Origin of the sequence: Synechococcus sp. UW140 (genome assembly GCF_900474295.1) — a bacterium.
Lineage (GTDB): Bacteria > Cyanobacteriota > Cyanobacteriia > PCC-6307 > Cyanobiaceae > Synechococcus_C.
Genome location: NZ_UCOB01000009.1, coordinates 1 through 10,879 on the forward strand (window position 1 = coordinate 1; position 10,879 = coordinate 10,879).

General features: G+C 51.9%; 8 protein-coding genes and 2 pseudogenes. 7 read left to right on the forward strand and 3 right to left on the reverse strand.

From position 1 onward, the window contains the following. The coding region (locus tag DXY10_RS14200) for a hypothetical protein (protein WP_371411112.1) at positions 1-229 on the reverse strand (229 nt) is incomplete at its 3' end. Positions 230-840: 611 nt separating this feature from the next. On the opposite strand from DXY10_RS14200, the gene DXY10_RS03665 reads away from it, so the two are divergent. Beyond that, complete coding sequence (locus DXY10_RS03665; protein WP_170955689.1) at positions 841-1,251, forward strand: hypothetical protein; 411 nt, start codon at positions 841-843, stop codon at positions 1,249-1,251. 838 nt (positions 1,252-2,089) lie between these two features. Then, positions 2,090-2,269 (forward strand): hypothetical protein, encoded by a 180-nt coding sequence (locus DXY10_RS03675; protein WP_115016354.1) that lies wholly within the window; start codon positions 2,090-2,092, stop codon positions 2,267-2,269. Positions 2,270-2,631: 362 nt separating this feature from the next. Here the strand turns inward: DXY10_RS03675 and DXY10_RS03680 are convergent, their stop codons facing one another. After that, the gene (locus tag DXY10_RS03680; RefSeq protein ID WP_115016356.1) at positions 2,632-3,354 is read right to left on the reverse strand and encodes a tetratricopeptide repeat protein; all 723 of its coding nucleotides are present in this window, start codon (positions 3,352-3,354) and stop codon (positions 2,632-2,634) included. Positions 3,355-4,063: 709 nt separating this feature from the next. Between DXY10_RS03680 and DXY10_RS03685 the strand changes: the two genes are divergently transcribed. After that, positions 4,064-4,828, forward strand: coding sequence for a hypothetical protein (locus DXY10_RS03685; RefSeq protein WP_136989034.1), 765 nt, complete (start codon positions 4,064-4,066; stop codon positions 4,826-4,828). Between the two features lie 276 nt (positions 4,829-5,104). Then, positions 5,105-5,695 carry a hypothetical protein gene (locus DXY10_RS14205; RefSeq protein WP_136989036.1) on the forward strand — a complete coding sequence of 197 codons (591 nt, stop codon included), beginning with the start codon at positions 5,105-5,107 and terminating at the stop codon, positions 5,693-5,695. Between the two features lie 63 nt (positions 5,696-5,758). On the opposite strand, the gene DXY10_RS03690 is transcribed toward DXY10_RS14205, so the two are convergent. Beyond that, the gene (locus DXY10_RS03690) at positions 5,759-6,547 is read right to left on the reverse strand and encodes a class I SAM-dependent methyltransferase (protein WP_371411113.1); all 789 of its coding nucleotides are present in this window, start codon (positions 6,545-6,547) and stop codon (positions 5,759-5,761) included. 846 nt (positions 6,548-7,393) lie between these two features. Here DXY10_RS03690 and DXY10_RS03700 point away from each other — a divergent pair. From DXY10_RS03700 to DXY10_RS03710, 3 genes and pseudogenes are all read left to right on the forward strand, one after another. Continuing rightward, positions 7,394-8,547 (forward strand): annotated as a pseudogene (locus tag DXY10_RS03700) (carbamoyl-phosphate synthase). A gap of 300 nt (positions 8,548-8,847) precedes the next feature. After that, positions 8,848-9,999 (forward strand): carbamoyl-phosphate synthase, encoded by a 1,152-nt coding sequence (locus DXY10_RS03705; RefSeq protein WP_244281917.1) that lies wholly within the window; start codon positions 8,848-8,850, stop codon positions 9,997-9,999. Between the two features lie 302 nt (positions 10,000-10,301). Next, positions 10,302-10,879: pseudogene (locus DXY10_RS03710) on the forward strand (carbamoyl-phosphate synthase); the annotation flags it as partial.

Genomic DNA, 10,879 nt, shown 5'->3' on the forward strand with positions numbered 1-10,879 from the left:
TAGCGACAGAATCACAGCCGCCGGCACGGCCAAAGCTGTTGTAGGGATTGGCTTGCGCAGCAGGGCCGGCAACGCTCAGCAAGGTGGCACCAGCGGCGAGGGAGGCAGCGGCGGCGGTGATGGTTTTGATCGTGGTCATCGTTCTGATGGGGGTGATGCGTGGGGCGGGATCTCTCCCTCCGATGCATTCACCATCTCCGCTTTCAGCTCTGCAGCTGATGACCTCCATTCCCTCCAGCTGTGAGCTTGCTCACAACTGCGCAAACGCCAGTTAGCGGATGGGTTTAAAGATGAGCCTGAGGCTGTGGGGTGGCTGAAGCTGTCTGGGAAGACCTGACTGAGAGCAACTTGAGCCACGGCGGTTCACCCTCAATCAGCGACCCCTGGCAGCCTTCATCCTTCCAATGCTTCCCGTAATGCTCCACGTTGTGCTTGAGAGCGTCCCTGATCTCAGACTCTGACGAGTAGAGCTTGAATCCAAACGGACCCTCTCCTTTCGCGATCCCCGTCTGCTGACTGTGGAATTGGTCCTTGATCACCGAGCAGGTGATCATCCGATTCAAAACAGTGGGCATACACCCACTGCACACAACAACCAGCAAGCCGCAGCTCCAGCTTGCGACCATTTTCAAGTCAATCCTGCTCGGGAGCGAATCAATCATGCCGATCAATCGTTACTGGTTTTCATCGTCCTCACTCCAGAGGCGAAAGAAGCGAAGAGTCACCAGCGGCTAAACCCGACAACGAAGACGCAATCGATTGAGACGTGCTGATCTGCAGTGAACAACGGCAACAAGCCTGATGTGCTGGACCGAGGGCGTGGAGATGGTACCGAAAGCCATGGACGGTTCTGAAATCATTACTCAGCATGAGTTCAGTCATCGCTTGGGCATGAGCCATCCGCACAACGTCACCAGAGATTGCAAGCTCAACCAGCTGAACGCCCTTCTGATGGTCATAGGCGTGCTGTTTGTGGCGATGTCGCCGAGCATTGCAAAACCTGAGCATGAGGATTGGATGGGCGTCAGAGATGACTTCCTGAAGGGAGATCCAGAACTGATGCAGTTCCACTGTGAGCGTGGAACGAAAGCCAATCAAAAAGGGCTCTCAGTCTTCAACGATGCTTGGGTGAAGGAGATCCAGATCTTGCGGTTTGAAGCAGGTGTGGCGAAGGCGACGCCAGATGGATCCAACATCTTTTTTGCTGGCTTGTCAGCCGCGATGAACTCCCGTTGCCCTGGTGTTTGGTGATCAATCGTGTCGTGAAGGAGAAAACGCTTGTTGTGGGCAACTGTGTGCTGCTAGCCAGCCCCATCAGCTCTCCGGCAGATGTGCGGCAGCTGTCGCCGTCGTAGGAGCCGCGCATGGCAAGGGGATTCAAAGGCCGAGGCAGGGAGCGAAGCCCCAACAAGCACCATTGCTTTCACTTGGATCAGAGCCGATCGAAGCTGGATCAGTACGGCCCAGCATCCGAGTTTGGGCACGCCGTCTCCACAATCATGCGGTTCTGCTCACAAGGCAATGCGCCATTCGACCGATGCCAAACACCCCCTAGCGGGTGGAAAGTAAGGCCATCGAGATCGGAGGTGCCCATGACGGCCGACACTCCACCAGCGCAGATCACAGAAGCAGACTGACTTTCTGGCCCCTGCTCCAACAGTCTCAACCATGACCAGGGTTGGTCCTTTGGTAGGCATGCATCGGTCCGCCACGCCAATCGACGCTCCACTTGCACCGCCCTAGGTGCCCTCGGAGTCAACGACCCAACACCTAGAGCCAATGGCCCCAGGGCGCCTTGAGCCAGACGCTTCCACCCTCTCTCTTCTGACGTGATGGGTTGAACCATGCACAAACGAGCGAGCTAGGCCGTCTCTCCATCGGGAGGGGCGGCCTTCCTCTTTGGAGCCGAGTCAATCGACCACGAACTGCGCCTAGGCCCAGGACAGAGCCACACTGTTGGCATGAAACGATTGCTCATGCTGCTGCTTCAGCGACTGACAAGCAAATCCCAACCGCCCCCGCTTCACACACCTGAGGAATTGGAGTGCTGGAAAAGAGATGCTCTTGAGAACAGGGGGAAGCACTACTGATGCAGGGAGCATTTGAATTAGGACTGCTGGCCATCGCTTTTCTCGGCCTCCAGGTGTGGTGGCTCAGCAAAGTGTTTCTGAATCGTCCAAGACAGCCCAAACCGATGGGCAAGCCGATGCGAGCCAATTCACTTCAGGGCAAGAGGAACACTCTGCAAAAGATCTACGACAACTTCTGATCAGCGGCAGAAGTGGGCATTGGGGCACCTTCGACTGCGCATCCCGATCTCGAGCATCTGGGCTGGCAACCTGACCACCAGTGACCTGACGATGCCGGGATGGTCATGCACTTACTGCTGGGCCACATCGCCATTGATTTCCTAGACGCCGCGGGACATGGAGTGGATTGCTGACTGGAGCGGTGCCAGACGAAGCTCTGTGGTGAAGAGTTCAGCGAAAGAGAGCCATCAAGAAGGCGGCACCCGCGCGAATGCGAAACCGAGACAAAGCATGCAGCCTCGATATCACCGCTCAGCTCCTTCGGAGCCTACCGATGTTAATCGGTAGGCTCATCAACTCAACCCTAATTTTCAGATGTGGATCAATCTTCAGCGCTTTGATCACAATTATTGTGGAATAAGGCTAAAGCATATGTATCACCCAAATCGATTGCTCTCATGAAATCTTCGCAAGCACCCTCATCGTCACCAGACCTCCCCTTCGCAAGTCCACGATTGCTGTAGGCAACGGGATTGCGAGGATCGATTGCTACCATCTTTGAAAAATCATCTATGGCACCTTGATAATCAGCCAAAGACGCCTTGGCCGCGCCACGGTTTGAATAGGCAAGGGCAAATTGCGAATCGATCGATATTGCCGAGGTATAATCGGCAATGGCTTCTTGGGTTAGCAAATACAGGTCAGCACCTTTCTCGCCAACCAACAACTGCTTAGCGAAACCACGATTATTAAAGAAGACTTCGTTCGCTGGATCAATATCTATCGCCTTATTGTAATCATCAATTGCGCCCTTATAATCACCCATCCATCTCTTGGTAAAACCACGTTCAAAGTAGGCACGGGCATTCTGCGGATCAATGTCTAGAGCTTGATCGAAATCAGCAATCGCTTCTTGGGAATCACCGCTTTTTCGCTTCTTAACTCCTTCTCGAACATAATCCTCTGCACCTAAAGCCTGTGCCGCCTCAGGAGACAACAGCATCGCCGCAGTCGCCAGAGCAGCAGTGGATGCCAGCAAGAGCGGTTGCCCCAGTGGCAGAAGCAGGGAAAGGGCAGCAGCCAGAGCGGCGGTAGAGCGAGTCATCGCCTAAGCGTTTTGACTTCTACATCTCTAGCCATCGCCAACAAGCCCTGTCTAGGCCTGATCAGGAAACAGAAAAACACCGTCAGTGCTGGCAGTGTCTTGATGCACGCACTGCGCAAAGGGCCGTCATGGCCACTGCAACATCGTCACTCAGCCGTGGGTGGGTGCATGCGAATCAATGCTCGAGCCAGAATTTGGCTGGCCAACCACTCTGTCGTGCTCGGGCGGTCGCCAGAACCACCAAAGCAATCTCAATCTGTTGTCAACGTCAAAGTTTTGATTGGGCTCAATCCGTTTCCATGTTCATGGTCGCGAGGCATTGCCTCACCAACTCAACAACCAATCAATTAAGACTACCAGCCTTTATTAACATATTCTGGCTGATTAAAAGGATGACTAAGGCACCATTTCGTGATCAATAAGGCACAACCCTTTACCAATCCCAAGACGTCCTGACATGCGAAGAATAGAGAACTTCATGCGCAATAAAAACGAAGTCAAGTCAGTTTTATGAGTCAGCGATCCATCGGTTAACACAAGTGGAAATCCTGCAGCTTCAGGATTACGGGAAGATGCGACACCTCAAGACGCCTATAGGCAGGGCCAGATCACCACGACAGGGTTTCACCGTTTCGATCGAAACGTCGAGATGGCAGAGTGAATCATCAGCATTGCGAGAGAGTCGACGCTCTTGAATGCTTCCGGAACCATGTCGAACCTGTGGAGCTCCCAAATGATCAATGCCAGTCTGAACTGGGCTTCGATTTCAGGCCTCCTTTTGCTGACGCTCTGGATTCCTGCTCTTTTTGTATCGCTGCGACGCTTTGATGCTTTGATGCGGCGGGACCATTCGCGTGGTCCAGGCCAGGGGCTTAGTTTCGGACTGTTTCTGATCAATTTGGCTGGGCGCACCATCGCCCTGCCGTTAGTGGGTGGCATTCTCTTTTTCCAGGGTTGGCGGCTGGATCCCATCCTTCAATTTGGGCTGAACCTGCTGGTCTTGGGTGTGATCTTTGAGTCGATGCGATCCATTCGTGCAGACGGCCGTGAGCTGAAGCGATTCAGGCGAAGGGATACTCAGCAATCGGTGCGTCAGCTGGCTCTGGAAAACCGGCTGCAGGACCGTGTCTGGCCTTGGTCCATCGCCCATTGCTTGCTGCCGTTTGCAGGCATTTATTACGCCATCACTCGGCGCACGATTACTCCACTGCTGTGGGATTTTTTAGCTCGCTTTGCTGTGCTGCTGGCCTCTGCAGGCATCTTAGTGCTCTGCAATTTTCTCCTGCCGATTGATGCAGAGCAGATTATCAATGAGCCCACGCTGACAAATGCACTCTGGGTTGAGCTATGGATACGATCCGTTGTGGCATTACTCGTCGTACTGATGAATGTCGTTGGTGGTGTTCTACCGGTGAGAGCCGCCATTCGACGGATACAAGCCGATGCACAACGCCGTCTGGCAGCCAGCGCATGACCAAACCACCCGGTCCATCTGCTAAATCTGCGAAGCAAGGGATTACACAATTGAGGTGAGTGACAGGAGTCAAAAGTGAAATGAGAACTCGCATCCATGGTGAGAGCGAATCATGAGGCTTAAGATGGAACCTTAAGAGTGAATAAAAAACCTAGATCAGCTTTCGGGCTAGAGACCGACGCCTGAAGACACCGGGCAACAGCGTCAAAGCCGAAAACAGGATGCCAAAAAAGACATTGATTGCTATCAAGACATCAGCTTGATATTGACGATCCAATGCCCAGTTTCGATGGCGTGCTTTTATCCACCGCAACGGCACTAGCCCTGAGTTCATTCTCAGCAGTTCCTGCTATCAGCAATGCAAGAGAAATCAATACACCTTTAAAGCCATTTGGAGAGATCCACAGGATCAGTGATGCCACCGTTGGAGCCGACCCTTGCTATATCCACTCTGGCTGCAATAAAGGAGTTGGTTACAGCAAATCTGGCTCAATGGGACGAGGCTGGTATTGCAAGGATGGAAAACTTGTAAAACCTGGCGATCAATTTGACAACTGCATCATTGAGCCCGGCTGCACATCTAACACTCGAAATGTACAATATGGACCAATTTGGAAATCTCAGGAGCATGAATTACCTCGCGTGGTTGGCAGGAGATGGCAGTGCTACGACAATGCATTTATCCATAAGCAATGCAAGAAAGGCGCGGTTTACATGAAAAATGGCACGATGGGAACTGCGTGGTATTGCAATGACGGGAAGAAGGTTAACTCAAGCACTCCAGTTGACGCTTCTTACATTGAACCGGGATGCAAGTATGGGGCAATTTTTGATCAATCAATTGGCGCCTGGAAGTGCAATCGTTAATCATTTTCATAAACATGAGGCTGTAAAGAAGGTCGCTTAGAGAGACCTTCAAGCTCGCCAAAACTAAAAAGTTAGATCGTCTTTCCTAAGGGGAAGGCGGCCTAACTCATTGATTGATACATGGTTCAAGCCATTGCTTGTTGCAGAAGGAAGGGGTCGAAGCAGGGCAAGTGCTTCAGCCTGATGCTGACCAAGCCAGCTCCAGGTCAGCATCCAGCCGCTGTCCGACGCAACCGACTCGATCCATCCACGCCGCGCCGGCCAGTCGCATTGGTACATGTGCTCAACGACGGCATCCCGCTGCCTGCTTGAGAGACCAGGCCAGTGCTGCACACGAGAGACATAGCGCTCCAGATAACGGGCTCGCGACTCATGCTCCTCCTGGAAAACATCCGTCCAGACCAGTAGCCCGTCGTCAGCAATACGCCGACGAGCCCCCTCGAGAAAGCGAACCTTGTCGGAGTCACTCAGGTGGTGAATGGCGAAGGCCGAGTGGATCAGATCCACCGGTCCATCGACCTGCTCCTTTGCCCAATCGAGCAGATCTCCACGAATCCAATGGCAGGGAAACCGGACTTGCCCCATCTGGCGTTCGGCCAGGAGCAGCACGGAAGCGGCAAGATCAAGCCCTGTGTAGGAACGCAGTGGTAACGACCGGAACAACGGCGCGAGATGGGCCAGATCACCACAGCCCAGATCCACCAGCACAGCGGATCTAGCCTGCTCCCCGCCTTGCTCGAACCAGCTCCTGAGCACGGAAGCGGTGGCGTCCGCAATAGCTCTGTGCTCCATCGAATCGTGTTCGAGGACAGTCCGGTAGGTCTGCCACTGCTGTTCGAACAGAGACATCATCGCAACCCCATCACAGTGCCTTCAGGATGACTTCTGACTAGCAACACCTGGATCGGGAGTGAACGGGCGGAGCAGATGCTATCGAAGCGGGGGGTGAATGTTGTTCTACTTTTCACCACTTGGGTAGACCTCGCTTCCACCTAGCCCTCAGCATCGTTTCCGAGGCTTCGATGCCGTTGCGCCGCTTGTTGTTGAGTTAATCAGCAGTACAGGAAATGCAGAGCTGCTGCGCTGTGAAACCCCGGAAGGGCGATCGGCGTGCATACGAAAAGATGGACTGAGTTGGCCAGAAAAGCTGAGCAAAGAAGCATGAGCAGAGCCATTTGAGGCTGGTTACGGAAGGGCCTTTGGATGCATCGAACAGATGCTGAGATGAGCCGATTAGGAGCTTCTTCTCGCCCCATTGGTCAACCATGGCCATTAAGGATTGCCAGTCAGCATCTCTTCAATGCAGAGGAAGATGTAGAGCTACCAGAAAGTCAAAGAAGCCTCAATCCGGTGAGCATCCGGAGCTCCGATTGCCCCCATGGAGTGATGTGATGCACATTCTTCTATCGGACATTAGGCTCATGGACACCACCGCCAGCCCAAACAACATCGAGACACAAACATGTAAAACCAAGCACGATACATTCGCAAACGTCAAATCAGCTTTCAAAACCTGGCACGCTTGAGCACAGTTGAGCAGAAGCAGATAAGACAAGGTCACTAAAAATATGTCATTGAAGCTTCTCCACGAGTGGTTTTTACTGCCTGTTGAATAGCAGCAATCATGAAAGCGCCTACTGCAGAGGGAATCAGCCATAAAAGCAAGGCATAGTGCTCTCAATAGATCCATCCTTATCAATGCAGCGTTCCCTGCCCCTGTCGTTATCGCTCAGTGGTGTTGCTGCACTGGCAGTCGCTAATGGTGCTCTGCTATCTGCTTCTGCTCAAGAGGCAGGTAGCGCAGAAGACCTCGGGATGATGGAGATCAACCTCGAGGATGCAGTCAAGTTCAACTGGGGTTTTCAAGGTGCACTGCAAGGAGCAGGAACACCGAACCAAGCAGGTATTGGGGATTCCTGCCTCTCTCGGTTGGCGAGAACAGTGTGTTCTTTGCTGATGTGCTGCTCAACGCCAACTTTGCTGATCGAGCTGGCGACAGCAGCATTGTCAATACAGACGTTGCTGGCACCACGATCAGCACCTCATCAAGACTTGGCTACCGCTGGCTGAATGATGAGCGCTCCTGGATGTTCGGGGTGAATGCTGGTTACGACAGCCGCCCGATGAATAGCGGTAATGCTGATACCGGGGTGAATGTTACTGATAAGCGTGATGTCTTTTTTCAGCAGGTTGCAGCAGGCTTAGAAGCAGTCTCTGAGAGCTGGAATTTCAATACTTATGCCTTGATTCCTGTTGGCACCGCTAACTACCGAATCAATAGCAATTACTTTGCCGCTGCGCTCGATACCTATGGCCTGGATGTTGGCTACAGCATCACGCCAAATTTCAGAGCTTCTGTTGGCTACTACTACCAGCGTAGTGATTTAGGAGAAGCCGATGGCTCTGGTGTTGATGGCAGGCTCGCTTACGACATCAGCAATGGCCTGGTTGCTGGCGTCAATCTGTCCTATGACCAAGCCTTTGAAACACGCGTTTCTGCAGACCTGAAGTATCGCTTTGGCGCCGATGGCTACGGGGCACCAAGCAAAAAGAAAGCATGGAATAAGCCCACAATCAAAGGACTATCAGAGACTGTCAAAAACAGAAATGTCAGAGTTCACGACAAAACCGCTGATGGGGATAAGATTATCAACGTTAAGTACTTTTGCTCTAATCCTACTAGAAATAATCCAAATTACCTTAATCCCAAAAAGAGTAATTACAACGGTGTACCGAAGCCTGCACGTGGCTATGCAAATTGCATGAAGGTAGAGAAATTAAAGAGCGTTCTTGGGCATAGCACAGCCCAAGAATTACCTGGGAATTACCCGGGGCCGGCTTTCCCACCATAATAATTACCCAAGTTATAGCAACTTAATTGTTTTGGCATCGCACACAATAAACAGATCCACTAATTAATTTTTAAGAGCTTATCGTTGGACATGGCACAGATCTGACGTCATATCGGCCCGAATTAATGCAGGTGATTCTTTAGGTAGCAATGACTTAATCATTAAGAAAGCCTTGTGCAAGATGATCACCAGCCCAATCTCATTGGGCTCTATGCACCACTAAGCCGCAGTAGGTGGTGACACAAGCCATCTTGCTTGACTAAATACAGCCAGCAAAATACGCGGATCAATGCTTCTTCGATGCAGAGCTCCATTCGCCTCTCGTTATCCCTGAGCAGTGCGGTGGCCTTGGCTCTGGCGAATGCCCCACTCCAACAGGCTGCAGCTCAAGAGCAAGGCAGCGCCGATGACATCGGCGTGATGGAGATCAATCTCAAAGACGCCGTCAAGTTCAACTGGGGCTTCCAAGGCGCGCTGCAAGGTGCAGGCACACCAAATCAAGCCGGTGCTGGCGCTTTTGTACCGATCGCGGTTGGCGATAACAACGTCTTCTTCCTCGACACACTCTTTAACGCCAACTTTGCTGATTACCCGGGTTACACCAGCATCATTAACACCCAGGTAGAAGGGGTTACCTTCAGCACCTCATCTCGGCTCGGTTACCGCTGGCTGAATGACGATCGCTCCTGGATGTTTGGCATCAACGCCGGCTATGACAGCCGTCCGATGGCAACAGGGCGAACAGATACGGGCGTGACGGTGACGGACCGGAATACAGTCTTTTTCCAGCAAGTGGCTGCTGGTATTGAAGCGGTCTCCGATAGCTGGAACTTCAATGCCTATGGCTTGTTCCCTGTTGGCGATACCGAGCAGGTCTTGAATAACTACTACGCCGGTGGTGCACTACACACCTATGGCTTAGATATTGGTTATTCAATCACCCCTGAGTGGGACGCCTCGATTGGTTACTACTACCAGCATGGTGATGACCTCACGGCAGAGGATGAATCTGGTGTGCTGGCCAAGCTGTCGCATGAAATCACTGATGGTTTAACGCTTGGCGTCAATGTTTCCTATGACGAAGCATTTGAAACCAGGGTGTCAGGCAATGTTGAATATCGCTTTGACACGGGCAATGTATCAAGAGCAGAAAAGAAAAAATGGCAAACACCTGTGATTCAAGCTCTCACTGAATCAGTCAAATATCGTGACATAAGAGTTCATGATGGATATGTGGGGGCAATATGCCTGAAGCCTGGGAACAAGAAGTCTTATCACCGTACGGGCACTACTAAATACAATTTAAAGCTAATGGTCTACGAGTGCGAAAAGAATGCTTTTAAAACAGTATTTGAATTTCCTAGATACAAAACCGTAGGTTCTGAGATTGTGCCCAATCCCCATGGGAACATCTGTTGTGCCAAATCTACACAACCCGGTGAGTCGGGTTGATTATATGATTGCAAATTCCGAATGCTTATCAAACCCGGCCTACAGCTCGGGTCGACCTTCTCAACCTCATTGCTAGCCGAGGCCGGATCATCAACTGACAATTAAGTGCCCAACTCCTGACACAGTCAAGCAAGGGTTAGATTCGATAAAAATCGATGAATAATGATATCCGTCAGGAGTGTTGCATGCGCTCAACATTACTTTATGCATTGCCGGCTAAATAGCAGCAAAGCTGAAACTGGCTACTGCAAGGGTCAGTAGCAGCAAAACTAAGGCAGCATTCCCTCAATAGACCATTTTCAATGCAGCGCTCGCTTCGCCTGTCTTTATCTCTCGGCGGTGGTGCTGCGCTGGCACTCGCGAATACTCCTCTGCTGCCAGCTGCTGCTCAAGATGCAAACACCGCTGAGGATCTCGGCGGCGTGATGAGCATCAGCCTTAAGGACGTCGTCAAGCCAACACTTGGCTTTCAAGGTGCTTTGCAAGGAGCAGGCACACCAAACCAAGCAGGAATTGGCGGCTTCTTGCCCCTTTCTGTTGGCGAGAACAGCGTCTTCTTTGCTGATGTTCAGGCGAACGTCAACTTTGCTGATTACGAGAACAACAGCAGCCTGATCAATACAGAAGTTGCGGGCACCACGATCAGCACCTCATCACGGCTTGGCTATCGCTGGCTGAATGGAGATCGCAGTTGGATGTACGGGCTGAATGCTGGTTATGACAGCCGCCCGATGGCTACAGGTGATGCCGATACAGGGGTGAACGTCCGCAACAAGCGCAGTGTGTTCTTCCAGCAGATTGCTTTCAATGCAGAAGCAGTCTCTGATGACTGGAACTTCAATGCCTATGCCTTGGTTCCTGTCGGTGAGAAAGATGCTCA

Bases quoted from the DNA above. Each gene is read 5' to 3' on its own strand.
- DXY10_RS03665 (WP_170955689.1), top strand. From the start codon at position 841: ATGGACGGTTCTGAAATCATTACTCAGCATGAGTTCAGTCATCGCTTG.
- DXY10_RS03675 (WP_115016354.1), top strand. From the start codon at position 2,090: ATGCAGGGAGCATTTGAATTAGGACTGCTGGCCATCGCTTTTCTCGGC.
- DXY10_RS03680 (WP_115016356.1), bottom strand. From the start codon at position 3,354: ATGACTCGCTCTACCGCCGCTCTGGCTGCTGCCCTTTCCCTGCTTCTG.
- DXY10_RS03685 (WP_136989034.1), top strand. From the start codon at position 4,064: ATGTCGAACCTGTGGAGCTCCCAAATGATCAATGCCAGTCTGAACTGG.
- DXY10_RS14205 (WP_136989036.1), top strand. From the start codon at position 5,105: ATGCCCAGTTTCGATGGCGTGCTTTTATCCACCGCAACGGCACTAGCC.
- DXY10_RS03690 (WP_371411113.1), bottom strand. From the start codon at position 6,547: ATGATGTCTCTGTTCGAACAGCAGTGGCAGACCTACCGGACTGTCCTC.
- DXY10_RS03705 (WP_244281917.1), top strand. From the start codon at position 8,848: ATGCAGAGCTCCATTCGCCTCTCGTTATCCCTGAGCAGTGCGGTGGCC.